At 72.0% G+C, this 24,181-nt stretch carries 23 protein-coding genes; 17 read left to right on the forward strand and 6 right to left on the reverse strand.

Going from position 1 to position 24,181, the window contains the following annotated elements:
- Positions 1 to 6 precede the first annotated feature (6 nt).
- From ACQP00_RS10165 to ACQP00_RS10205, 9 genes are all read left to right on the forward strand, one after another.
- On the forward strand, positions 7 to 399 hold the full coding sequence (locus ACQP00_RS10165; protein WP_426511112.1) for a roadblock/LC7 domain-containing protein: 393 nt from the start codon (positions 7 to 9) through the stop codon (positions 397 to 399).
- Positions 396 to 974 (forward strand): GTP-binding protein, encoded by a 579-nt coding sequence (locus tag ACQP00_RS10170; RefSeq protein WP_433058195.1) that lies wholly within the window; start codon positions 396 to 398, stop codon positions 972 to 974. Before ACQP00_RS10165 ends, ACQP00_RS10170 begins: the two co-directional genes overlap by 4 nt.
- A gap of 21 nt (positions 975 to 995) precedes the next feature.
- Positions 996 to 2,186 (forward strand): ABC transporter substrate-binding protein, encoded by a 1,191-nt coding sequence (locus ACQP00_RS10175; protein WP_433217615.1) that lies wholly within the window; start codon positions 996 to 998, stop codon positions 2,184 to 2,186.
- A gap of 4 nt (positions 2,187 to 2,190) precedes the next feature.
- Positions 2,191 to 3,057 carry a branched-chain amino acid ABC transporter permease gene (locus ACQP00_RS10180; RefSeq protein WP_433217617.1) on the forward strand — a complete coding sequence of 289 codons (867 nt, stop codon included), beginning with the start codon at positions 2,191 to 2,193 and terminating at the stop codon, positions 3,055 to 3,057.
- Entirely contained in the window at positions 3,054 to 4,088 is a 1,035-nt protein-coding gene (locus ACQP00_RS10185) for a branched-chain amino acid ABC transporter permease (protein ID WP_433217619.1), read from the forward strand. The genes ACQP00_RS10180 and ACQP00_RS10185 overlap by 4 nt, the downstream gene beginning before the upstream one ends.
- Complete coding sequence (locus ACQP00_RS10190) at positions 4,085 to 4,786, forward strand: ABC transporter ATP-binding protein (protein WP_433217621.1); 702 nt, start codon at positions 4,085 to 4,087, stop codon at positions 4,784 to 4,786. Before ACQP00_RS10185 ends, ACQP00_RS10190 begins: the two co-directional genes overlap by 4 nt.
- Before the next feature lie 109 nt (positions 4,787 to 4,895).
- Positions 4,896 to 5,597 carry an ABC transporter ATP-binding protein gene (locus ACQP00_RS10195; protein WP_433217623.1) on the forward strand — a complete coding sequence of 234 codons (702 nt, stop codon included), beginning with the start codon at positions 4,896 to 4,898 and terminating at the stop codon, positions 5,595 to 5,597.
- A 396-nt stretch (positions 5,598 to 5,993) separates the two neighbouring features.
- Entirely contained in the window at positions 5,994 to 6,824 is an 831-nt protein-coding gene (locus tag ACQP00_RS10200) for an AraC family ligand binding domain-containing protein (protein ID WP_433217625.1), read from the forward strand.
- A gap of 587 nt (positions 6,825 to 7,411) precedes the next feature.
- Positions 7,412 to 7,996 carry a PadR family transcriptional regulator gene (locus ACQP00_RS10205; RefSeq protein ID WP_433217627.1) on the forward strand — a complete coding sequence of 195 codons (585 nt, stop codon included), beginning with the start codon at positions 7,412 to 7,414 and terminating at the stop codon, positions 7,994 to 7,996.
- 192 nt (positions 7,997 to 8,188) lie between these two features.
- Here ACQP00_RS10205 and ACQP00_RS10210 read toward each other — a convergent pair whose 3' ends face one another.
- Complete coding sequence (locus tag ACQP00_RS10210; protein WP_433217629.1) at positions 8,189 to 8,545, reverse strand: DUF2795 domain-containing protein; 357 nt, start codon at positions 8,543 to 8,545, stop codon at positions 8,189 to 8,191.
- A gap of 156 nt (positions 8,546 to 8,701) precedes the next feature.
- Here ACQP00_RS10210 and ACQP00_RS10215 point away from each other — a divergent pair, with 156 nt between their 5' ends.
- Positions 8,702 to 9,412, forward strand: coding sequence for a hypothetical protein (locus tag ACQP00_RS10215; protein ID WP_433217631.1), 711 nt, complete (start codon positions 8,702 to 8,704; stop codon positions 9,410 to 9,412).
- Positions 9,413 to 9,416: 4 nt separating this feature from the next.
- Positions 9,417 to 9,833: a ChaB family protein gene (locus tag ACQP00_RS10220; RefSeq protein WP_433217633.1), complete on the forward strand. Its 417-nt coding sequence runs from the start codon at positions 9,417 to 9,419 to the stop codon at positions 9,831 to 9,833.
- A gap of 103 nt (positions 9,834 to 9,936) precedes the next feature.
- On the opposite strand, the gene ACQP00_RS10225 is transcribed toward ACQP00_RS10220, so the two are convergent.
- Complete coding sequence (locus tag ACQP00_RS10225; protein ID WP_433217635.1) at positions 9,937 to 10,863, reverse strand: DMT family transporter; 927 nt, start codon at positions 10,861 to 10,863, stop codon at positions 9,937 to 9,939.
- 75 nt (positions 10,864 to 10,938) lie between these two features.
- A complete protein-coding gene (locus ACQP00_RS10230; RefSeq protein ID WP_433217637.1) occupies positions 10,939 to 12,024 on the reverse strand; it encodes an S-(hydroxymethyl)mycothiol dehydrogenase in 1,086 nt (361 codons plus the stop codon).
- Positions 12,025 to 12,048: 24 nt separating this feature from the next.
- Here ACQP00_RS10230 and ACQP00_RS10235 point away from each other — a divergent pair, with 24 nt between their 5' ends.
- Entirely contained in the window at positions 12,049 to 13,680 is a 1,632-nt protein-coding gene (locus tag ACQP00_RS10235; protein WP_433217639.1) for a RecQ family ATP-dependent DNA helicase, read from the forward strand.
- Here ACQP00_RS10235 and ACQP00_RS10240 read toward each other — a convergent pair.
- A complete protein-coding gene (locus ACQP00_RS10240; protein WP_433217641.1) occupies positions 13,649 to 15,970 on the reverse strand; it encodes a putative bifunctional diguanylate cyclase/phosphodiesterase in 2,322 nt (773 codons plus the stop codon). The two genes, ACQP00_RS10235 and ACQP00_RS10240, sit on opposite strands and share 32 nt — an antisense overlap.
- Before the next feature lie 136 nt (positions 15,971 to 16,106).
- On the opposite strand from ACQP00_RS10240, the gene ACQP00_RS10245 reads away from it, so the two are divergent.
- From ACQP00_RS10245 to ACQP00_RS10260, 4 genes are all read left to right on the forward strand, one after another.
- Complete coding sequence (locus ACQP00_RS10245; protein ID WP_433217643.1) at positions 16,107 to 17,108, forward strand: glycosyltransferase family 4 protein; 1,002 nt, start codon at positions 16,107 to 16,109, stop codon at positions 17,106 to 17,108.
- 223 nt (positions 17,109 to 17,331) lie between these two features.
- Positions 17,332 to 18,528, forward strand: coding sequence for a tetratricopeptide repeat protein (locus ACQP00_RS10250; protein WP_433217645.1), 1,197 nt, complete (start codon positions 17,332 to 17,334; stop codon positions 18,526 to 18,528).
- 67 nt (positions 18,529 to 18,595) lie between these two features.
- The gene (locus tag ACQP00_RS10255) at positions 18,596 to 19,162 is read left to right on the forward strand and encodes a GtrA family protein (RefSeq protein ID WP_433217647.1); all 567 of its coding nucleotides are present in this window, start codon (positions 18,596 to 18,598) and stop codon (positions 19,160 to 19,162) included.
- A 119-nt stretch (positions 19,163 to 19,281) separates the two neighbouring features.
- Positions 19,282 to 19,686 carry a hypothetical protein gene (locus tag ACQP00_RS10260; RefSeq protein WP_433217649.1) on the forward strand — a complete coding sequence of 135 codons (405 nt, stop codon included), beginning with the start codon at positions 19,282 to 19,284 and terminating at the stop codon, positions 19,684 to 19,686.
- Between the two features lie 148 nt (positions 19,687 to 19,834).
- On the opposite strand, the gene ACQP00_RS10265 is transcribed toward ACQP00_RS10260, so the two are convergent.
- On the reverse strand, positions 19,835 to 20,227 hold the full coding sequence (locus tag ACQP00_RS10265; protein WP_433217651.1) for a roadblock/LC7 domain-containing protein: 393 nt from the start codon (positions 20,225 to 20,227) through the stop codon (positions 19,835 to 19,837).
- Positions 20,224 to 22,068 carry an ATP-binding protein gene (locus tag ACQP00_RS10270; RefSeq protein ID WP_433217653.1) on the reverse strand — a complete coding sequence of 615 codons (1,845 nt, stop codon included), beginning with the start codon at positions 22,066 to 22,068 and terminating at the stop codon, positions 20,224 to 20,226. Before ACQP00_RS10270 ends, ACQP00_RS10265 begins: the two co-directional genes overlap by 4 nt.
- A 200-nt stretch (positions 22,069 to 22,268) precedes the next feature.
- Between ACQP00_RS10270 and ACQP00_RS10275 the strand changes: the two genes are divergently transcribed.
- Complete coding sequence (locus ACQP00_RS10275; RefSeq protein WP_433217655.1) at positions 22,269 to 24,176, forward strand: DUF1800 domain-containing protein; 1,908 nt, start codon at positions 22,269 to 22,271, stop codon at positions 24,174 to 24,176.
- Positions 24,177 to 24,181: the final 5 nt, after the last annotated feature.

The raw sequence follows: 24,181 nt of genomic DNA on the forward strand, positions 1-24,181 counted from the left end.
ACGTCTGTGACCGACCCGAGTAATCTCGGTTGGCTGCTGGATAGCTTCGCGAGCCGTACCCCCGACGTCAGCCACGCGCTGGCGATCTCAACCGACGGTCTCGTGCTGGCCCATACCCGGGCCCTGCCCCGGGACCGGGCCGACCAGCTCGCCGCCACCGGCAGTGGTCTCGTCGCGCTCCTCGCCGGCGCCGCCCGGTTCTTCGACGCCGGCCAGGTCATCTCCAACGTGACCCAGCTCGACGGCGGGTTCATGTTCTGCATGGCCTTCAGCGACGGCGCGTCGATGCTCGTGCTGGCGTCGCCGAACGCGGACGTCGGCAAGGTCTCGTACGAGATGACCGAGCTCGCCAACCGCATCGGCGACGCGCTCACCCCCGCGGTGCGGGGCCCGTCGTGACCGATCCGAACCGCCGCGGCCGTCCGACCGCGGTAAAGATCATCATCGCCGGCGGGTTCGGCGCGGGCAAGACGACCCTGGTCGGCGCGATCTCCGAGATCCCGCCGGTCACGACCGAGGCCGTCATGACCGCCGCCAGCCTGGCGCATGACGACGCCTCCCTGGTGCCGGACAAGGGCAGCACCACGGTGGCGATGGACTTCGGCCGGATCACGCTGTACCAGGACCTGGTGCTGTACCTCTTCGGCACACCCGGTCAGAAGCGCTTCTGGTTCATGTGGGACGAGCTGTGCCGCGGCGCCATCGGGGCGGTCGTCATCGCCGACACCCGGCGGCTGGCGGACTGCTTCGGCGCCATCGACTACTTCGAGAACCGCCGCCTGCCCTATGTCGTGGCCGTCAACAACTTCGACGGCGCGGCGCGCTACCACCTCGAGGACATCCGCGACGCGCTGGCCGTGCACCGGAGCGTCCCGATGCTCAATGCCGACGTACGGTCCCGGGCATCGGCCAAGGAGATCCTCGTCGCCGTGACCGAGCACGCCCTTGCGCAGCGCGCCGGCGCTCGCCGCTAGAAAACCCCCTCAAGGAGAGCAATGTTTCTGCCTCGACGTCTGGTCAGCCTCGCGCTGGCCACCGGCCTGGTACTCACGGGCGCCGCGTGCGCCAACGACGACGACGCGAAGTCCGACAGCGCCGGAGCGGCGTCGACCCTGAAGATCGGCTTCCTCGGCTCGCTGACCGGCACCTACCAGTCGGTCGGCACTGATCTGAAGAACGGCTTCGACCTGTACCTCAAGATGCACGACAACAAGCTCGGCGGGCACCCGATCGACCTCAAGGTGGCCGACGAGGGCGACGGCGCGCAGACCGCTGTTCCGGCCGCGACCAAGCTGGTCAAGGAGGACGGCGTCCTCGCGATGACCGGCATCGTCGGCGGTGGCTCGGTGGCCGCCGTGGCGCCGCTGCTGTCCCAGGCGAAGGTGCCGCTGATCGGCTCCAACGGCCGCCCGGACCTCAAGGACCTCAACGGCGTGTGGACGACGAGCTTCATGTCCTCCGACCCGGGGCAGTCCATCGCGCAGTACATCAAGGACAAGGTCAACGGCCCGGTCTTCGCCATCGGCCCGGACTACCAGGGTGGCTACGACGAGGTCGGCGGCTTCACCACCGAGTTCGCCAAGATCGGTGGCCAGCTGGCCAACACCGGCGGCAAGACGCTGTGGACGCCGTTCCCGCAGACCACGAACTTCCTGCCGTACTTCAGCCAGATCAAGTCGAGCGGCGCCAAGGCGGTCTACACCTTCTACGCCGGCAAGGCCGCGATCGACTTCGTCAAGCAGTACAAGCAGTCGGACGTGAAGGACCTGCCGCTGTACGGCGCGTTCATCACCGAGGGCACCGTGCTGCAGGCCGAGGGCGACGCCGCGAAGGACGTCTTCACCACCTGCAACTACTCGCCCGACCTCGACAACGAGGAGAACCGCAAGTTCGTCGCCGCCTGGCGTCAGCAGTTCCCGGACGCGACCCCGACCACGTACGCGATGGCGTCCTACGACGCGGCCGCCGTGCTGGACCGGGCGATCGCCGCGGCCGGCAACAACGTGACCTCGGAGACGATCAACGAGCAGGTCGGCAAGCTGGGCCAGATCTCCAGCCCGCGCGGCCAGTGGCAGTTCGGCAAGAACCACGCGCCGATCCAGAAGTGGTACCTGCGCCAGGTCCGCAACGACGGCCGCGCACTGGCGAACACGCTGGTGCAGGACCTCGCCACGGTTGGCCAGTAGTCCGTTGGACCTGTACCTGATCCCGGCGGTCGACGGCGTGGCCTACGGCCTGTTGCTGTTCGTCGTCGCCGCCGGGCTCACCCTCGCCTTCGGCGTCGGTGATGTGCTCAACCTGGCGCACGGGACGCTCTTCGCGTTCGGTGCGTACGCCGCCGCGAAGATCAGCGACGGCAGCTGGGGTTCGCTCGCGCTCGCGGTGCTGGTCGGCACCGCGGCCGCGGGCCTCGGCGGCGCGCTGCTCTCGGCGATGCTCGTCCCGCTGGCCGGTCGCGGCCACCTCGCGCAGGCGCTGCTCACGTTCGGCGTCGCGCTGGTGGTCGGCGACCGGCTGACGGCGTTGTTCGGCAAGGACGAGCTGCCGATCGCCGTGCCCAAGGTGCTCGACCGGCCGGTGGACCTGGCCGGGCACAGCTACCCGGGGTACCGGCTGGCCTTGATCGTCGTCGCCGCGCTCATCGCGGCCGCCCTCTTCGCCGTGATCACCCGCTCCCGGGCCGGGCACTTCGTGCGCGCGACCGTCGACGACCGGGACATGGTCGCCATGCTCGGCGTGTCGCCGTTCACGGTGCGCACCAGCGTCCTGGCCGGCGCGGGTGCCCTGGCCGGGCTGGCCGGCGCGCTCGGTGCCCCGATCATCGGGGCCGGCCCGCGCACCGCCGATCAGGTGCTGATGCTCTCGCTGGTCGTGGTGGTCCTCGGCGGCATGGGCTCGATCCTGGGCACCCTGATCGCCGCGCTGGCCGTCGGCGAGATCCAGACCATCGGCGTCTCGAACTTCGCCACCGCCGCTCCCTTCGCCCTGTTCGGCGCGATGGCGATCGCGCTGGCCGCACGGGCTCGCGGGCTGCTGCCGTCGGGGCGGTCCGCATGAGATTTCTCCGGTACCTCCTGACGCTGGGCATCCTCGGCCTGCTCGTCTCGTTCGCGTGGACGCTCAACCACTACGCCGTCGGCATGCTCACCCGGATGCTGATCATCGGCCTGCTCGCGGTCAGCGTCGCGCTGCTGACCGGCGTGGCCGGCCTGCCGACCCTCGGCCAGACCGCCCCGTTCCTGGTCGGCGCCTACACCACCGCGATCATGATCGACAACGACCTGAGCGTCGGCGTCGTCCACCTGCTCGCCTCGGCCGGCACCGGCGCGCTGTTCGCCCTGATCACCGCACCGCTCGTGGTCTACGCCCGCGGGGTCGTGGTCCTCATGATCACGCTGGCCCTGGGCGAGCTGACGTCCACAGTGGCCGGTCGCTGGAAGAGCCTGACCCACGGTACCGACGGCTTCACCTCCTGGGCGCCCGTCCATCCGTTGCCGGGCCTGGTGGACCTCGACACCGACGCGTCGAAGTACCTCTACACCCTGGCGGTCGTCGCCGTCCTCGTCGGCGTCGTGCTGCTCGTGCTGCGCACCCCGGCCGGCGCCCTGCTGCGCGCGACCCGGGACGACGCCCGGCGCATGCGGGCCAGCGGACACCCCGTCAACGGGTACCTCACCGCCGCCTACGTCGCCGCCGGCGCCCTGGCCGGCGTGGCCGGGGCGCTGCTGTTCACGGTGCAGTCGTACGTCTCCCCGGGCGACGGCGGCTTCGACGTGGCCGCGCTCATCCTGCTCGCCGTGGTGATCGGCGGCGCCACCTCGATGGTCGGTGCCCTGGTCGGCGCGGCCCTGGTCGTCGCCACCCGGGACTGGATCGCCACCGCCGGGCACGCCCCGCTGCTGCTCGGCATCCTGTTCATCATCTGCGTCTACCTGCTGCCCAACGGCCTGCTGGGCGAGCACGCGGCGCTGTCCTTCCTCAACCGCCTCCGTCCAAAGCCTGCTCCGGTACCGCCTGAGCCGATCCCCGCCCCGCGCCGTCCCCAGCCGGCGGAGGACGCCATGCCCGAGCGGGGAGCGGCCCGATGATCCTGCGGGTGGAGAACCTCGGCCGGCGCTACGGCGACCTGGCCGCCCTGGACGGCGTGGCCCTGGACCTGGCCCCCGGCGAGCGCCGGGCCCTCATCGGCCCGAACGGCGCCGGCAAGTCCACGCTGCTCAACCTGATCGCCGGCGCCCAGCGCCCGACGACCGGCCGCATCCACTTCGACGACCGCGACGTGACCCGCATGTCCCCGGCCCGCCGGGCCAGGCTCGGCATCGGCCGCACCCACCAGCACCCGGCCGTCTACTCGACCCTGACCGCGCTGGACAACGTGCTCGTCGCCGCCCGCCGCCCGTGGGGCCGCCTGCGTCCGGGCGCACCCGGGTACCTCACGGCCGTGGGCCTGGAGTCGGTGGCGGGCGTGAAGGCGGGCAGCCTCTCCCACGGCCAGCGCCGCCAGCTGGAGCTCGCCATGGCCCTGGCCGGCGACCCCAAGCTGCTGCTGCTGGACGAGCCCGCGGCGGGCCTGGCCCCGCCGGAGGTCGAACTGCTGGCCGGCCTGCTGGCCACCCTGCCCAAGACGGTGGCCGTCCTGCTGGTCGAGCACCACCTGGACCTGGTGTACGGCTTCGCGGACCACGTCACGGTCCTGCACTCCGGCCGCCACGTCCACACCGGCACCGTCGCCGAGACCAGGCGCTCGCCGGAAGTCAAGGCCGCCTACGCCGGAGTGACACCGTGACGCTGACTGTCCAGGCCCTGCACTCCGACTGCCACGTCCACACCGCCGGCACTGTCGCCAAGACGAGGCGCTCGCCGGAGATCAAGGCCGCCTACGCCGGGGTGACACCGTGACGCTGACTGTCCAGGCCCTGCACTCCGGCTACGGCGGCGGCACGGTTCTCCATGGCGTGGACCTGACGGTGCCGACCGGCGCGGCCCTGGCCGTCCTCGGCCGCAACGGCGCCGGTAAGACCACGCTCGTGCACACCATCTGCGGCCTGATCAAGCCGAAGGCCGGCCGCGTGGCGCTGGACGACGTCGACCTGGCCGGCCGCCCCGCGCACCGCGTGGCTAGGGCCGGCATCGCCCTGGTCCCGCAGGGCCGCCGCGTCTTCCCCAGCCTGACGGTCGCCGAGCACCTGCAGCTGTCCCGCCGCAAGGGGGAGTGGACCCAGGAGCGCGTGCTGCAACTCCTGCCCCGCCTCAAGGAGCGCATGCGCAACCGCGGCGACCAACTCTCGGGCGGCGAGGCCCAGATGCTCGCGATCGCGCGGGCATTGCTGACCCAGCCGACGGTACTGCTGCTGGACGAACCCTGCGAAGGCCTGGCCGTCGACCTGGCCGACCGCGTCCGCGCCGTCGTCGCCGAACTCGCCCGCGGCGGCCTGACGGTCCTGCTGGTCGAGCAGCAACCGGAACATGCCCTGGCCGTGGCCGACCGGGTAGCCCTCCTCGCCGACGGCGTGGTGGCCTCAACCCACACAGCGGCGGAACTACGAGCCGATCCTTCTTTGACCGACCACGTGCTGAGCGTCGCCAGCCACGCCTGATTCCTGCCGACCCACGCGGTCAGGGCAGTCGCCGCTCGTGTCGATCGCCGGCGCGCCGCGACGTACTGCGCGTCGCCAGCCACGCCTGACCTGCGTGTCGCCATGTATGTCGGGCGCCAGCGCGCCGCGACATGAACCACGCCTGACCCAGCGGACTCACGCGGTCGGAAGTGTCGCCGTTTGTGTCGGGGAGCTGCCGCGCGGCGACTTGAGCGCCGTCTGGCCTACCGACCCACGCGGTCGGGCGTGTTGCCGCTTATGTCGGGCGCTGGCGCGCCGCGACATAAGCGGATTTAAGTCGCGCCAGGGTATAAGTCCGAAATGTCGGGCTGAGGGACGAAGCCCGACATTTCGTGCGAAGCGGGGCGCGAGGCAGGTCGGAGTAGTGTGCCGGGCATGGGCGAGTCGGCGGAGTGGACCCGGGTCGGGGCCGGGCCGCATGCGCTCGATCTGCTGACGGCGAGCTATCGGCGGCATCAGTTCGCGCGGCACTCGCACGCCACGTACGCGATCGGGGTGGTGACCGCCGGTGAGGAGCAGTTCCACTATCGGGGGGAGCTGCGGCGGGCCGGGGTCGGGACGCTGGCGATTCTGGAGCCGGGCGAGCCGCATGACGGGATGGCGGCGCGGCCGGAGGGGTGGGCGTACCGGGTGCTGTACCCGAGCGAGTCTCTGCTCTTTGAGGGGCGTTCGGAGCGCAGCGGGTTTCGGGAGCCGGTTGTCGCCGATCCGCGCAGTGTGCACCTCATTCGGTCCGCGCACGAGGAGCTGACCGCGGGGGTCGATGAGCTGGCCGGGCAGTCGAAGCTGGCGTGGGCCTTCGCGGCGGTGATCCAGCGCCACGGAGAACGCCACGGGGAACACCGCGGCGACGGTGGGGGCATCCGGGTTTCCGATGCGGCTGCCGGGCGGAAGGTGGCTGAGATCCGCGACCGGCTGCTGGCGGATCTGCGGTGCGCGCCGAGCCTGCGGGAGCTGGCGGCGGGGGTGGAGCTGTCGCCGTTCCACATGCTGCGGGTCTTCCGCGAGGCGACCGGGTTCCCGCCGCACGCCTGGCTGGTGCTGGAGCGGGTTTGTCATGCGCGGCATCTGCTCGCGGCGGGACGTACGCCGGCCGACGTCGCCGGGATCGTGGGCTTCGCCGACCAGGCGCACCTGACGCGCTGGTTCAAGCGGGTCACGGGCGTGACGCCGGCCGCGTTCCGCAACGCCGCTCGCGGCGCCTAGAACCCCCGGCCGCGCCGCCAGACTCCGCCCGCGCCGCCCGTGGTGCCAGAAACCTCCGTCCGCGCCGCTGAAACCCCGCCCACGCCGCCCATGGTGTGTGAGATCCGCGTCCGCGCCCCTCGTGTTGTGGGCCGCTCGTGGTGTGGGCCGCTCGTGGTGTGGGCCGCTCGTGGTGTGTGCCGCTCGTGGTGTGGGCCGCTCGTGGTGTGGGCCGCTCGTGGTGTGCCGCTCGTGGTGTGGGCCGCTCGTGGTGTGGGCCGGCCGTGGTGTGGGCCGGCCGTGGTGTGTGCCGGCCGTGGTGTGTGCCGGCCGTGGTGTGTGCCGGCCGTGGTGTGGGTTGCACGGCGTCCGTCGCGATGGCGGGTGTGGTGCCTGAGACCCGCTTCCCTGATGCGCCAGGAGACCGGCTTCCCTGATGCGCCAGGTCGGCTGATTCGGGCGTATCCGATTTTTCGCCTGACGGGGGATGCGTCGGGTTCCGTGCCAACGTTGGGTGGGTCACTATCGGGAAGGGTTGTCGGCGATAGGTTCCCGATATATCGTCGAACTATCAAACGACAGAGATACAGCGAACAAGGAGGAGCGACATGAGGTCGCATCACGGATTGTTTGACACGGGGGCCTGGCAGCGCGGGTTCGGCAGCTTCATCCCCCCGTTCCCGCCCGAGGGCGGGCGTGGCGGCTGGGGCCGCGGTGGACACGGGCACGGCGGGCACGGTGGCCGTGGCCGGGGTGGGCGCGGCGGGCGGCCGAACGTGCGCGTCGCGGTGCTCGCGCTGCTCAATGAGCGGCCGATGCACGGCTACGAGATGATTCAGGAGCTCGAGCAGCGCACAGGCGGCATCTGGCGGCCGAGTCCGGGGTCGGTGTACCCGACGCTGCAGATGCTCGAGGACGAAGGGCTGATCGTCGCCGAGGAGTCGGGTGGGCGGAAGCGGTTCGTGCTCACCGACACCGGGCGGCCCGAGGCTGAGCAGGCGGCGCAGAACGCGCCCTGGCAGGAGTACGGCGACGAGAACGTCTCGCAGGCGCAGGAGTTTCGCGACGCGGCGTTCGGGATCATGGACGCGCTGCGGCAGGTCGGCTTCAACGGCACGCCCGAGCAGCGGGCCCAGGCGCTCGAGGTGCTCACCGAGACTCGGCGCAAGCTTTACGCCATCCTCGCCGACTGACGTAGCCGACTGACGAAGCCGACTGACGTAGCCGACTGGCATATCAGCACAACCGACACAAGCGCGGTCCCCGGGGCGTGCGGGCCCCGGGGACCGTCACAAGCGCACCAAGGGACAACGTCATGCGCTGGTGGACCGTGAACCCGAACCCCAGCCCGCCGCCGCGGGAGCCTGTGCGGAAAGTGCAACTGCCTACGGACGCCGGGACGGATCCTCGTTCCGGCCGCCCAGCGCCGCCCACACCTGGTTGACCGTCTCGTACTGCGTGTCGTCCGACGGCAGCGCCTCGAGCGCGTCGAGGACCTCGTCCGGCGCGTCCAGCTCGGTCGCGCCGGCGATGAGGTCGTCGCGGTCGCCGGGGAGGCTGGCCTTCGGGATGTACCGGCCGAGATTGCTTCTTGCTTCGACCTCGTCCGGCGTCATGCCGACGGGCGCCCCGCCCGAGCGGTCGCCCCCGCCCTCCGGGTCGACATCACGGGCCTCGATCGCATCCTCGCGCGCGAGCCGCTCGTCGAGCGCGACTCCGTGCTTCGTGTTTCCTCGCTCCATAGAGCGTGACGTACCCGGGCGAAATCCCCCGAAACGGGCTCACCCCCGATTGGAAACCGGCGTGCTTGGGTAGCCGGTTGACATCCGCCCGATATACCCCGGTCTCCGAATCCCCCCGGCGGACCGGACGGGCGCTTCGCAGGAGGTGAGCACACAGTGGCACGCATCGGGCAGCTGTTCGGCGGCCGCGGGGCGACCGACCGTGACGGCGACGGCGTGGACGACCGCACCGGGCGCCCCATCGTCGACCGCGACCGTGACGGCGTGGACGACCGTGTGGAGAAGCCGGCCGTCGACCGCGACCGCGACGGCGTCGACGACCGCGCGGAGGCGAGCGAGACGCGCACGTGGCGCCTCGGGCGCAAGCACGACAAGGACGGCGACGGGATCGACGACCGTACCGAGGCGAAGACCACGGGTGCCATCCCGCCGGTCGGCGTCATGGACCGGGAGAGCGACACGACCCCGATGCGCCGCACGATCGACCGGGAGCCGGTCACGGAGCCCGTCACCGAGCCCGTCCCCGTCCGGCAGGGCCCCGCGCGGGTGAGCATGCTCGCCACGCTGGGCGTCATGCTGGGACTCGCGGCTGTCGCGGCCGCGCTGACCGGGCTGCTCGCACCGTGGGCGATCCCGGTGGGTGCGCTCGGCCTGCTGTTCTCCTTCGGCGGCATCATCGCGGGTGTACGCCCCAACGTGGCCGGGCGCGGTCTCGGCACGCTGGGCGTGCTGATCAGCGGTACCGCCGTCGTGTTCGGCATCCTCGCCATGACCGGCCAGGTCAGCTGGCTCGACAGCAACGTCGATCAGGTCGCGCGGCTCAACGACTGGCTGGACACCCAGCTTCCCTGGATGAAGGACTGGTGACCTGATGGCTCCCAGAAAGTCGCGCACGGATCTTCCGGCCACGTTGCAGCGCTCGGACAAGCACGCGCAGGCGACCTGGCAGGAGACCCACGACTCGGCCGCCGAGCAGTACGGCGACGGCGAGCGCGCGCACCGCACGGCCTTCTCGGCCCTGAAGCACACGTACGAGAAGGTCGGCGACCACTGGGAGCGCAAGGACGAGGCCGGCCCGAGCGACGCGCAGGCCGCCCAGCGCGGCCCCGCGGCGCGCAACCGGCCGCGGGAGACCGCCGAGGGCGTGGACGCGAACGCCTCGAAGCAGCACCTGCTGGATCTGGCACGGCGCCTGGAGATTCCGGGCCGCTCGCGCATGACGAAGGCGGAGCTGGTCGAGGCACTCATGAAGGCAAACCGCCGGGAGACCGCCCGCGCCCGGAGGTAGGCACTGTATGGGCGCTTTGGCAGCGGGGTTTGACCGTTCGATGTCCTGAAAAGCGGTGGGGGAGCTTCGCTCCACCCACACCCCCTCAAGACCGCACCAAGTCCTAGTTAGCGCTGAGGCCGGCCGGATCCGTTTCTTGGAGCCGGCCGGTTTCGGCGTCTTCGGCTGGGGTTGTTTTGCGGCGGGTGGCGAGGATCGAGCCGGCGAGGATCAGCGCGAATGCGGCGCCGGTCAGCCAGGTGACCGGCTCGTTCAGCACGAGCGCGCCGAGCACGACGGCGACCGCGGGGTTGACGAACGTGATGACGGTTGCGCGTACCCCGCCGACCTCGGCGACCAGCGCGAAGAAGAGCACGAAGGCGAGCGCCGTGCAGATGACGGCCAGGGCCAGGGCGGCGAGTGCGGGGCCGGTGGTCACGTGGCGGGCGAGGTCCGGGAGCTTGGGCACCGAGACGGGCGCGAACAGCACGGCGCCGACCACGAGCGAGGCGGCGGCGACGCCATAGCGCGGTACATCCGAGAGCCAGCGCTCGATGATGAGCGGGCCGGCGGCGTAGCACACGACGACGCCCACGAGTTCGAGCAGCGGGATCGGGCCGGAGCCGGCCGCGTGGAAGCCGAGCAGCAGGGCCACGCCGGCCAGGCCGACCAGCAGGCCGCTCACCCGGCTCGCGGTGAGCCGTTCGGCGCGGTTCATCAGGCGGGCCATGACCGCGGCGACCAGGGGGACGCCGGCGATGACGAGGCCGGTGAAGGAGCTGTCCACGTGCCGCTCGGCGTCGGAGAGCAGCAGCCAGGGCAGGCCGATCTCGACGACGGTGTAGGCGAGCAGGGGCAGCCACGGGCGCAGCGACGCGCGCAGCTCGCGGCGGGCCAGGGCGATCGGCAGCAGCAGCACGGCCCCGAGCGCGGTGCGCACGAAGACCAGCTCGGCCGGGCCGATCTCGCGGACCGCGACCTTGATCAGCAGGTACGGGATGCCCCAGATGACGCACATGGCGCCGAACAGGAGCCAACCACGACGACTCATGTCCTGATTCCACGCCCCCGGACGCCCGCGGGTCTTGAACGCTATTGCGTCGAGACCCGCGGGCGCGGAGAAAGTTCAGAGCACGATGACCGAGCGGAGCACCTCGCCGCGCTCCATCTTGTGGAAGGCCTCCTCGACGTCGCCGAGCGCGCCGGTCTCCGTGACGAACTTGTCCAGCGGGAACCGCCCCTGCAGGTGCAGGTCGACGAGCATCGGGAAGTCGCGGGAGGGCAGGCAGTCGCCGTACCAGCTGGACTTGAGCGCCCCGCCGCGGCCGAAGACCTCCAGGAACGGCAGCGTCAGCTGCATGTCGGGGCGCGGCACGCCGACCAGCACCACGGTGCCGGCCAGGTCGCGGGCGAAGAAGGCCTGCTCGTACACCTGCGGCAGGCCGACCGCCTCGATGACCACGTCCGCGCCGAATCCGCCCGTCAGGGCCTTGATCGCCTCGACCGGGTCGGTCTCGCGCGAGTTGACCACGTGGGTCGCGCCGAACTCGGTGGCCCAGTCGAGCTTGCGGCCGTCGACGTCCACGCCGATGATCGTCGACGCGCCGGCCAGGCGGGCGCCGGCGATCGCCGCGTTGCCCACGCCGCCGCAGCCGAAGACCGCGACCGAGTCGCCGCGACCGACGTTGCCGGTGTTGACCGCGGCGCCGACGCCGGCCATCACGCCGCAGCCGAGCAGGCCGGCGACCGTGGCCGGGGCGTCCGGGTCGACCTTCGTGCACTGCCCGGCGGCGACGAGGGTGTGGCTGAGGAACGCGCCGACGCCCAGGGCGGGGGAGAGCGGGGTGCCGTCCTTGAGCGTCATCTTCTGCTTGGCGTTGTGGGTGTTGAAGCAGTACCACGGCCGCCCCCGCAGGCACGCCCGGCACTGCCCGCACACGGCGCGCCAGTTGAGCACCACGAAGTCGCCGGGGGCCACGTCGGTCACGCCGGGGCCGACGGACTCGACGATGCCCGCCGCCTCGTGGCCGAGCAGGAACGGGAAGTCGTCGCTGATCCCGCCCTCGCGGTAGTGCAGGTCGGTGTGGCAGACGCCGCACGCCTGCACCTCGACCCGCGCCTCGCCGGGGCCGGGCTCGGGAACGACGATGGTCTCCAGGCTTACCGGCTGTCCTTTGCCGAGGGCAACGACACCTTGCGTCTCGATTGGCATACCTGTCGTCCTACCATGCCTTCCATGAGTGCGGACGAACTGCGGCGGGTCGCCCTGGAGAGTTTCGGCTGGGAGCGCCTGCGCGACGAGCAGCTGCGGGCCATGGAGGCGGTGATGGCCGGGCGCGACGCGCTCGCCGTGCTGCCCACCGGGGCCGGCAAGTCGGCGATCTACCAGGTGCCGGCGCCGCTGCTGCCCGGGCCGACGATCGTCGTGTCGCCGCTGCTCGCGCTCCAGCAGGACCAGATCGCCTCGCTGACCGCGCGCAACCACGAGGACCTGGTCGCGGTGCGGCTCTCCTCGGCCGAGGGCAAGGCCGAGCGCGAGGAGGCCCTGGAGTCGCTGCGCAAGGGCGACGCCGAGTTCGTCTTCCTGACCCCGGAGCAGTTCGCCGACCCGGCCCGGGTGGCCCAGATCAAGGCGCTCAAGCCCAGCCTGGTCGCGGTCGACGAGGCGCACTGCGTCTCCGCCTGGGGCCACGACTTCCGCCCCGACTACCTGCAGCTGGGCCAGTTCATCCGGGAGCTCGGCCGGCCGCCGATCGTGGCGCTGACCGCGACCGCCTCGCCGCCGGTGCGCGAGGACATCATCGAGCGGCTGGGCCTGCGCGACCCGGAGGTCGTGGTCACCGGGCTCGACCGGCCCAATTTGTACCTCGAGTCGGTGCACTGCCCCGACGAGGAGACCCGCCTGCGCCGGCTCATCGCGCGGGTGCAGGAGTCGACGCCGCCGGGCATCATCTACGCGCCGACCCGCCGGGCCACCGAGGAGCTCGCCGAACGCCTGGAGAAGGAGGGCCTGACCGCGGTCGCCTATCACGGCGGCATGAGTGCGGGCGAGCGCGAGCGGGCCCACGAGGCGTTCCTGGCCGACGAGGTGCCGATCATGGTCGCCACCACGGCGTTCGGGATGGGCATCGACAAGCCGAACATCCGCTGGGTCAACCACGTCGCCCTGCCCGACTCGCCCGACTCCTACCTGCAGGAGATCGGCCGCGCCGGGCGGGACGGGCAGGCGGCGCATGTGCTGCTGCTGCACCGTACCGAGGACACGGGTCTTCGGAAGTTCTTCAGCAGCGTCTCCGTGGACAAGGAGGAGGTCGCCTCGCTCGCGGCCCTGCTCCGCGCGGCCAAGGAGCCGATGACCCGCGGCGAGCTGGAGGAGGCCACCGGGCTCGGCGAGCGCAAGCTGGGGCAGCTGCTGGGCCTGCTGGAGGAGGTCGGCGCGGCGCGGATGCTGCACGGGGGCAAGGTGAAGGCCCCGCGCTGGGCGCCGACCCCGGCCAAGGCGGCCGAGCTGGTGGAGGCCCAGGCCGAGCGGCAGCAGACGGTGAGCCGGTCGCGGCTGGACATGATGCGCAACTTCGCCGAGACCGAGCAGTGCCGGGGCCGGACGCTGCTGGCGTACTTCGGCGAGCACCTCGAGGGCATCTGCGAGCACTGCGACAACTGCACCGACGGCAGCGCCGCCGCGGGCCTGGCCGCCGCCGAGGACGCGCCGTTCCCGATCCACGCCGAGGTGCGCCACGGCGAGTGGGGCAAGGGGGTCGTGCTCTCCTACGCCGGCGAGCAGATGACGGTGCTGTTCGAGCAGGTGGGGTACAAGACGCTGTCGGTTCCGGTGGTCAGGCAGCACCGGCTGTTGCGGAAGGTGTAGCCCCGCTCAGCACGCCGCCGGAGGCCGTGAGCACCTCGTCGAGGGCCGCGGCCGGCAGCGGGCGGGAGAAGTGGTACCCCTGCGCCTGCGGGCAGTCCAGCTCGCGCAGCCGCGCGGCCTGCTCGGGCGTCTCGACCGCCTCGGCGATGGAGGACAGGCGCAGGCTGTTGCCGAGCTCGACGATCGCGCGGGTGAACGCCAGCTCCTCGGCCACCTCGCCGCCGGGCGTGAACGCGCGGTCGATCTTGAGGATGTCGACGGGCAGGTGGCGCAGGTACGCCAGGGAGGAGTACCCGGTGCCGAAGTCGTCCACGGCGACCCGCACGCCCTCCTCGCGCAGCCGCATGAGCACCGCGGTCACGTCGTCGGCCTCGCCCGCGCCCGCCGACACCAGGACCGTCTCGGTGATCTCCATGATCAGCGCCGCCCCGGGCAGCCCGGCGTCGTGCAGCGCCCCGATCACGGTGGCCGCGAAGTCCGGCTCGCGCAGCTGGCGGCCGGAGACGTTCACGGTGACCGAGATGCCGAAGCGCTCGTACCACGTGCGCACGTCCCGGCACGCGCGGCGCAGCACCCAGGCACCGATGGGGACGATCAGGCCGTACTGCTCGGCGATGGGGATGAAGTCCAGGGGCGGCACCGACACGCCGTCGCGGGACCAGCGCAGCAGCGCCTCGACCGCGGTGACCCGCCCGGTCGCGAGGTCCACGACGGGCTGGTAGTTGACCGTGAACTCCTCGGCCGCGATGGCCCGGCGCAGGTCGGCCGCGATGCGCAGGTGCTCGGAGCGCTCGCTGGCCAGCCGCTCCTCGTAGGCCGCGAGCTGGTTCTTGCCGGCCGCCTTGGCCGCGTACAGCGCGAGGTCGGCGTTGCGCAGCGCCTCCGACGGGGTGGCGGGCGCGGCGAAGAGCAGCGAGCCGACGCTGGCGGTGACGGACAGCTCGCGCTCGTGCACGGTGACGGGCCGGGCGAGATCGTCGATGACCCGGCGGCCGGCCGCGGCGACCTGCCCCGCGTCGGCGTCCTCCATCAGGATCGCGAACTCGTCGCCGCCGAGGCGCACCAGCGTGTCGGAGACGCGGACGATGCCGACCAGCCGGGCCGCGACCTCGATCAGCAGCGCGTCGCCGGCCGGGTGGCCGAACGAGTCGTTGACGTCCTTGAAGCCGTCCAGGTCGAGAAGCAGAAGACCATGGGCCGCACTGGTACGGGTCAGTGCGTGCTCGAGCCGCTCCTGCAGGAGGGCCCGGTTGCCCAGGCCGGTCAGCGCGTCGTGCAGCGCCCGGTGGGTGAGCTGCTGGCGCAGGGCCTCCTGCTCGCGCAGCGATTCGCCCAGGGCGAGCGCGTGGGCGTCGAGCTCGAGCACCCGGCGGTTGGCGAAGCCGACGAGCTGGCTGAGCCGGGCGATGAGCAGCACCGCGGTGACGGCGGACGTGGCCAGCGGCACGAGCACCCACCAGCGCGACGGCAGCGGGTGCACGGCGAGCATGAGGATGATGGCGACGAGCGGGCCGACGAGGGAGAGCACGGAGTACAACCAGATCCGATGCCGCGGGATGACGTGCTGCGAGCGCTCGGGCCGGCCGGCCGCCGTGGCCATCGACGGGTGCAGGGCGGCGGTGCCCAGCAGGGTGTACGCGCAGAGGTACAGCATCGTCGAGAAGCTGTCGCCGCTCGTGTCGCCGGTCCACGCCAGCCCGGCGTAGAAGACCACGTCGCCGGCGACGACCATGGACAGCGCGAGGCCGGCCAGCGCATGGGCGGGGCCGCGGACGCCGGCGGTGAACATCATCCGCGCCGTGAACACCACGAGGACCAGGTCGATCGCGATGTACGTCAGGTCGCTCGCCAGCCGCCCGCTGTCCCCGCGGCCGCCGAACAGCATCGGGTAGACGATGAACGTCCAGTACAGGGCGGCCACCCCGGACGCGACGATGCCGGAGTCGATGAACCGCTCGAGCCGCGGCCGCTCCGGGTCGGGGCGCACCCAGCGCAGCGCGCCGGCGGTCAGCAGGCCATAGGCGGCGAGGTAGACCAGGCTCCGCCAGATCGGCCCGGCCACCACGTACAGCAGGGCCGAGCCGACCGAGCACCACAGCGCGCCGGCGAACAGGGCCCAGACCCGCCGCTCCGATGGCCGGTACCGGCGCATCCCGACGCTGACCGCGACCGCGGCCGAGATCCCGATCAACGCGTAGAGCCCCTGCCGGGCGAGCACCGGCAGGAAACCGCCGACCGCGACGGCGCCGAGCCCGAGGCCCGCGTACCAACGCCATGCGAACAGGGCCATCCTCTGCGTCGGCCTCCCTGCGTTTTTCACGTAATTTGTCCGTTATGGTCGAGCGGTGGGCCCGGTCGTGTTCCTATCGGCAGTGCGGGGCGCTGTTGTGAGGATTCGCGTGCAGGCGCGGGGGTAGGGGGCGGCGATGAAGGTGGCACTGCTCGGACCGATCGCCTGGCGTACACCCCCGCGGGCGTACGGCCCGTGGGAACAGATCGTCTCGCTGCTGGCCGAGGGCCTGGTCGCCCGCGGCGTGGACGTCACGCTCTTCGCCAGCCTCGACTCGGTCACCGCGGCCCGCCTCGACGGCGTCGTCGCGCACCCCTACAACGAGGACGCGACCTACGACGGGCGCGTCTGGGAGGCCATCCACGTCGCCCACTGCTACGAGCGCAGCGGCGAGTTCGATCTGGTACACAACAACCTCGACTGGCTGCCGCTGGCGATGAGCGAGTTCTGCCGGGCGCGCCTGCTGACCACCGTGCACGGCTTCTGCTCGACCGCGATCCTGCCGGCGTACCAGCGGGCCCGCTCGGCCTACGTGTCGATCTCCGACGCCGACCGCGGCCCCGGCCTGGACTACGCCGCCACCATCTACCACGGCATCGACGTGCGGCAGTTCCCGTTCCAGGCCGAGCCGGGCGACACGCTGGTGGCGTTCGGTCGCATCCACCCGGACAAGGGCACCGCCGAGGCCGTGCGGATCGCCCGCGCGACCGGCCGGCGGCTGCTCATCTGCGGTCCCGTCCATGACGAGGTGTACCACGCTGAGCAGGTGCTCCCGCATGTCGACGGCGAGCAGATCGTCTACGGCGGCAACGTGGGACCGGACCGGCGGGCCGAGATCCTGGGGTCGGCGGCGGCGCTGCTGCACCCGATCGGCTTCGCCGAGCCGTTCGGGCTGTCGGTGGTGGAGGCGATGGCGTGCGGTACCCCCGTGATCGCCTATCCGCTCGGCTCGATGCCCGAGGTGATCGACGAGGGTGTCACCGGCTACCTGGCCGCCGACGCGCACGAGGCGGCCGGGATGCTCGACGACGCCCTGAAGCTGGACCGCGCGCGGGTGCGGGCCCGGGCGCTGGAGCGGTTCTCGGCCGACCGGATGGTGGACGACTATCTCACGCTGTACCGGCGAATGGTCGGCTGAAGTTCTCAAGGGCTCTGGCGGGCGGCCGAACCTTCACAGTGTGCGGCGCCCGCGGCTTCTGACGCGGTAACGCGGACGGCTCGGCTCCGGCGGCGACGTGGCAGGCTGCCGGAGCCGATGCCTTGTCCGTCCGGCCTTCTGCGCTCGTTCGTCTGGCTTTCTGTGATCGAAGGCTGGCGTTGCGTCACCGGTGTCCTTAAGCTCTGCGGGGCGGAGGGATACTGTGAGTACGGTCGATGTCACCGAACGGCTGGACGAGGTCGAGCGCCTCATCCGGGGCTGGGACTTCCCGGGCGCCCGGGCCGAGGTCCAGCGGCTGCTCGACGAGCCGGAGCTGTCCGACGACGAGCGGCTGACCGCCCGCCGGCTGCTGGCCGAGGTGCTGCGCGAGCTGGGCGAGCTCGACGCCGCCTACGACCTGGCCGAGGCGGTCGCCATGCAGGCCGAGCGCCGGTACGGCCAGACGCACCCGAACACCGTGCACGCCATCGCCGTGCTGGCCGCCGTCCGCCACGACTACGACGAATGGGACGAGGCCGAGCGGCTGTACCACCGCGTGCTGGACAGCGGCGTCGACGAGGACGGCCCCGGACCGGTCGCGCGGGCCGTGCGGCTGGCCCGGGTCAACCTGGCCCTGCTCCAGCGGGACCGCGGCGAGACGGCCCTCGCGCTGGCCATGCTGAACGCGGCGTACGTGATCCACCGGCGGGAGTACGGCGCGGAGGACCTCGACACGATCCGCATCGCGGCCGAGCTCGCGGCGCTGCTGTACGCCACGGGGGACGTGCTGCAGGCGCGCCGGCTGTTCACGCTGGCGCACGCGGCGGCGCGGGGCCGGCTCGGGACCCGGCACCCGTTCACCAAGGCGGTGGAGTGGGAGCTGGCCTCGGTCGAGCCGCCGATGCCCTCGGCGCCGATCTCGGTGGTCCCGCCTTTGGTTGTGGATCCCGTGGCGGTTCCTCCGGCGCCTCCTTCTTCTTCTTCCAAGGCTTCTTCTTCCAGGGCTGCTTCTTCTAAGGCTTCTCCTTCTAGGGCCATATGGCCGCTGTTATCGGTGGTCGTGCTGCTGGCCGGAGTGTTCGCCGGGCTCTGGGTGTGGCGGCACGACGGGCCGTCGCTCATTCCTGACCCGCCCGCCGTGGCCTCGTCCTCGTCGCCGGAATTCGCCGTGCACGACCTGACCCTCGCCGACGGGGGTGGCACGCTCACGGTGCACTGGGCCGCGCTGCCGGTGGGCGTGGTGATCGCGCTGTCGCGGGCCGGGGAGCCGCCGGCCGTGGTGGACACGGTGCCGCCCGGCACGACCGAGTACGTGGTGCACGACGTGGATCCGAAGGCTGCGTACTGCGTCGTGCTGGGCCCCGTCGACGAGGCGGTTTCGGTCACCGCGGCCACTTCTGTGTGCACGGGCGATCGCTGAACGTGGCCGTGCGGTTTGTGCCACCGCGGGGGGCGTAACTTCAGCTTTGCCGGGTATAGTCGCGCCGATGCGGCTTACAGACCGGACCCTCAATCTGCTGCCGGAGTCAGTGGCCTCGCTGCTACGCAAGCGGCGCGAGACGGTGAAGTTCATCATCGTCGGCGGCCTCTGCTACGTCGTCAGTCTGGTCCTCAACTACGGTTTGCGGTTGACGGTTTTCGAACACAAACCGGTCACCGCTTTGACCATCGCCAATGTCATCGCGACGGTCGTCTCGTACTTCCTCAACCGCGAGTGGTCCTTCCGCACCCGCGGCGGCCGGCGCCGGCACCACGAGATGCTGCTGTACACCGTGGTCAACGGCATCGGCGTAGCCTTGAACTCGGCCCCGCTGTGGGTGGCGCAGTACATCTTCGGCCTCCACACCCCCAACGTGAGCGTCGCCGTCGAAGAGCTCTCGGACTTCATCTTCGGCATGGTCATCGGCGTGGCGCTGGCGATGGTCTTCCGCCTGTGGGCCTACCGCGTGTGGGTCTTCCCGCACGACGACGTCCGCCCGGCCCCGCAGAACCGCTACGAGGTCCCGGCCCAGGCGGCCGCGGTGCCGGCGCCGACTGCTCCGGACGCACCGTAACTTTCGCAGCACTTCCTGATCTCCCGGGGCTGGTTCCGTCGCAGGCCACCCGGGAGATCATGCTTTTGGTCCGATAAGTCGGGCGCTGGCGCGCCGCGACTTATCGGATTTTTCGCCTGTTGGGCGACTTTTCCGATTCGCGCAGCTTTCCGACCAAGATCGCGCAGCAGGTCCTCGACGGCGACGCCCTCCTGCAGGAACGTGCCTGCTTCATCGCGATGCCCGGTGCGCTCGCGGCCCCGGTGAAATGGCGGCGCGCATGCGGTGCGGCGGCGGGCGTGCATGGGGCGGTGTGCGGCGGTGGCGTGCGCGTGGCGGCGTGGGCGGGCGGCGGTGTGCGGCGGTGGCGTGCGCGTGGCGGCGTGGGCGGGCGGCGGTGTGCGGCGGTGGCGTGCGCGTGGCGGCGGGCGTGCGGTGCAGCGGGCGTGCGTGGGGCGGCGAGCGTGCGTGGGCTGCGCGCGGGCGTGCGTGCGGTGGCGTGCGTGGGTGGTGTGTGCGTGGCGGTGGTATGTGCGTTGCGGTGATGTGTGCGTGGCGGTGATGTGCGCGTGGCGGTGGTGTGCGCGTGGCGGTGGTGTGCGCGTGGCGGTGGTGTGCGTGCGGTGTGGCGCGGTAGGAGGTGCGGTGTGCGGGGCGCGGCGACCGAGGGAGCAGCGGGGGAGTGGCGTGCGGTCAGCGCAGCGAAGGCGTCAGTGCGCTCCCGACCTGCTCCACGAGCCCGGTCATCTCGAACGCGACCTGCCCCACGTCGCACCCCGGCTCGACGATCGCCGCCAGCGACGCCAGCGAGTCACCGTTACCCAGGGCGAGCACGAACAGCAGGCTCCGCCCCATCTCGACGATCGTGCGCACGACAGGGCCCTGGCCGGTGAACGACGACACCCCCTGGGCCAACGACACCACGCCCGCCACCATTGCGGCCAGTTGGTCCGCCCGCGCCGGTGGGAGTTCCTGCGAGGCGGCCACCAGCAACCCGTCGCCCGAGACGGCGACGGTGTGGCGGACCCCCGGGACGCGCTGCGTGAAGCCGCTCAGCAGCCAGTCCAGCCCCGTGGTCGGTGTCATGCCGACGAACGTCCTTCCGTCAGGAGGTCCCTTGCGGCCTCGGGCTCGAGGTCAACCGTAGGGGTGTCGGGCGTACGCACGGGACCCGGCACCACCGGGACGAGGGTCGAGCGCGGGTGCGGCACGTCGACCGGTTCGCCGCCCGGGAGGGCCTGGCCGCGTTCGAACGGGCGGGGTGGTGGCAGGCGGCGCGCGACGGGGGAGTCGGGGGCGAAGGAGACCGGGTCCAGGATCAGCTCGGGCGGCAACTGGACCACGGCGCGCAGGCCGCGGCCCGACGGGGGCGGGCGCAGGGTCACCGTGAGGCCGTGCCGGGCGGCCAGGCGGGCCGCGACCGCGAGGCCGGTGTGGTGCGCCTCGGCCGCGTCCAGGGGTGGCGGGTCGGCCAGGCGGGCGTTGAGCTCGGCCAGGCGGTGAGGGTCGAGGCCGGGGCCGCGGTCGGCCACCTCGACGACGGCGCCCGCGCCCTCGCGGCGGCCCTCGACGAGGACCGGGCGGTCGGGCGGGCCGGAGCGGGTCGCGTTGTCGAAGAGCTCGGCCAGCAGGTGGACCACGTCGTCCACGGCGTCAGGTGCGACGTGGACGTCGGGGGCGATCAGGGAGTACTCGATGCGGGGGTAATCCTGAATGCGCGACTGGGCCGCTCGCAGCAGATCGAGCAGCGTCACCGGGTCGCGGCGGCCGAGGACGGTGTCGGCGCCGGCGAGGACGAGCAGGCTCTGGTTGTCGTGGCGGATGCGGGTGGCGAGGTGGTCGAGGGCGAAGAGCTGGGCCAGGCGGTCCGGGTCGGCCTCGTCGCGCTCGGCGGCGTCGAGGTGGTGCACGAGCTCGTCGGCGAGGCGCTGGCTGCGGCGGGCCAGGCCGATCACGGCGGCGGAGGTGCCGGCGCGCAGGGCGGCCTGCTCCGCGACGGCCCGCGCGGCCTCCTGCCGGACGACCTGGAACTCCTCCGGGTCGATCGGCGGCTGCGAGCGGCGGCGCGGGCGGCGGGCGGCCCGGGCGGCGCGCACGGCCAGCGCGATCGAGGCGGCCACGACCACGACGACGGCGGCGAGCCCGGCGATCAGGGTGCGGTTCTGCTCGTCGCGGACCGCGTCGGCGATGCGCCCCTCGTCGGCCCCGGCCCAGGCGGACAGGCCGGCGAGCGCGTCGAGGGCCGGCTGGGCGTCGCCGCCGAGGCCGGACGGGACCTGGGTCAGCCGGTCGCGCCAGGCGGTCGGCGCGACCTCGGCGAAGCGGCGCAGGGCGTCGAGGTGGGCGGCCCGGTGCGCGGCCAGGTTCTCGTGCCAGGCCGGGGTGTCGGCGTCGCGCCGGTCGATGAGCTGGATCTGGGCGAGCTCCTCGCGGGCCACGGCGAGCCAGCCCGACGCGCGCAGGGCGGCGTTCACGGTCCCGGGGCCGGTGCGGCGCGGAAGGTCCTGGCGCAGCTCGACGAATTCACTGATCATTTCGGTGTACTGCATGACGAAGTCACCCGCCGCGACCTCCTGCGGCGCCGCGGCCACCCGGGTGCGCAGCTCGGCGAGGCCGGCGGGTCGGCGCACGGACAGTACCGAATCCGTGCTCCGGGTTTGGGCGGTGAAGGCGCTGCGGGCGGACTCGGACCCGGTCAGCAGGAGGTTCAGGGCGGCCAGGCGCTCGTTGGACAGCTCGGTGGCGGCCCGGTCGGCGACGACCCCGGACGCGACGGTGGTGCGCGGGTCGTCCATCCGGCCGCCGGGGCCGGCATAGAGCCACGCGGCCACGCCCGCCACGGCGAGCAGGCCCAGCAGCGGGAGCAGCAACACGGTCGCCAGGCGCGGCCCCGAGGCCCGCCCGGCGGGAGCAGCATCGACCAGCACCGCTACCCCCTGCCATTGTCCGGTCACCTATGCGTACCACTATCAGCGTTCGGTACGGAAGAGATGACTTTGAGTGAACGACCGGTTTGCCCTCATTCACGAGGAAGGCGGGGCACTTAAGCAAGAAGAAAGGCAAAGTTGAGACGGCCTCGCACCACGCCGCTTGAGCGCTGATCGACCGCTCACTAGATTCTCTAGACGTGCCAGAACGGCTCTTCCCGGACGATGAGCCGGGCGATGCGCCCAAGAAGGTGAAGGGCGCGTTCTTCTCCGACTTCACCGGCGAGTTCCCCGTGCCGCGCATCCTGCGCCAGACGCCGGACCCCGGCGCCGACGCGGACGCGCCGAAGAAGAAGGCCGGCGGGCCCGCGCCCGCCTGGCTGCGCACCGGCCGGCCCGCCCTGCACGAGCTGACCCGCAACCGGCGCCAGGCCCTGATGGCCCTCGGCGGCGGCGCGGTCGCCCTCGGCGCGCTCGGCACGACCGCGGCGGCCGTGTTCGGCCCGCCCTCGGCCGACCCCGACGACTTCGTCAAGACCGGCGCCGGCGGCGGCAACGTCTCGCCCCGCGACGCCGGCTCCTTCTCCAACCGCGACGCGAGCTACACCAGCGGCCAGGGCGACCTCAACGACCTCGGCGCGTCCGGGACGGCCGACACGCCCTCGGCCGCGGCCGTCGCGGCGCTGCGGGCCACCCCGCGGTTCCCGACCCCGCTGAACCGCGACCCGGTGCTGCACCTGCTGCGCCGCGCCACCTTCGGGCCGACCCCGGGCGACGTGGCGGCGGTCAAGCAGATGGGCATCGACGCCTGGATCGACCAGCAGCTGGAGCCGGCCAAGATCGCCGACCCGGTCGCCGACGCCGCCCTCAAGGCCGTGCCGACGGCGACCATGACCACCGCGCAGATCCGCACGACGGTCAAGGACGGCGACAACAAGGCCCAGATGGACCTCACCAAGGCCGTCATCGCGCGGCAGATGTGGAGCAGCCGGCAGCTGCTCGAGGTGATGGTCGACTTCTGGAACAACCACCTCAACGTCACGAGCCCGTTCGACGGCGGCTGGGACGTGCGCGGCCCGTACGACGTCGGGGTCATCCGCCAGCACGCGCTCGGGAAGTTCTCCGACATGCTCATCGCGTCGGCGCGGGACCCGGCGATGATGCGGTACCTCGACAACACCAGCTCGGACAAGCGCAACGTCAACGAGAACTACGGGCGCGAGCTGCTCGAGCTGCACACGGTCGGGATCGACGGCGGGTACAACGAGAAGGACGTGCGCAACTCGGCCTACCTCATGACCGGGCGCACCGCGACGCGGGACGGCACGTTCAAGTACGAGCAGAACAAGCACTGGACCGGAGCGGTCAAGGTGCTCGGGTTCCAGCACGCCAACAAGTCGGCCAAGGACGGTCTGGCCGTCGGGGACGCGTATCTGCTCTACCTCGCCACCCATCCGTCCACCGCGCGGTACGTGGCGCGCAAGCTGTGCGTGCGCTTCGTCTGCGACACCCCGCCGCAGGGCCTGGTCGACCGGCTGGCCAAGACGTACCAGGAGAGCGGCTCCGCCATCGCGCCGGTGCTCAAGGTGCTCTTCCGCTCGCTGGAGTTCTGGATCGCGACCGGCCTGAAGACCCGCCGCCCGCTGGAGAACTTCATCGCCACCGGGCGCGTCGTCGGCAGCACGCCCGGCGCGGACACGGCCAAGGCGCTCGACGACATGTACAACTTCACCAACAAGCTCGGGCAGCCGCCGCTGGGCTGGGGGCCGCCGGACGGGTACCCGGACGTCGCCACCGCCTGGAGCTCGGCCGCCGGCATGCTGGAGACCTGGAACGCGCACCGGATGTTCATGCAGCAGCAGTGGAAGGGCCTGAACAACCCGACGGCCGCCAGCCTCATGACGCAGCCCGCCGCGACCCTGGGGACCTACCTCGACGTGCTGTCCAACCGGCTGGTCTTCCAGCCGATGGCACAGGCCGAGAAGGATGCCCTCGCGAAATTCCTCGGGTCCAAGACCGACGCGAGGATCACCGACAACAATCTCGGTGGCAAGCTGCCCCTGCTGGCCCCGCTGATCCTCGACTCCGTCTACCACGCGCTGCGGTGAGGGCC

This window comes from Dactylosporangium sp. CS-047395, assembly GCF_050942185.1.
In the GTDB taxonomy this organism is placed as follows: Bacteria; Actinomycetota; Actinomycetes; order Mycobacteriales; family Micromonosporaceae; genus Dactylosporangium.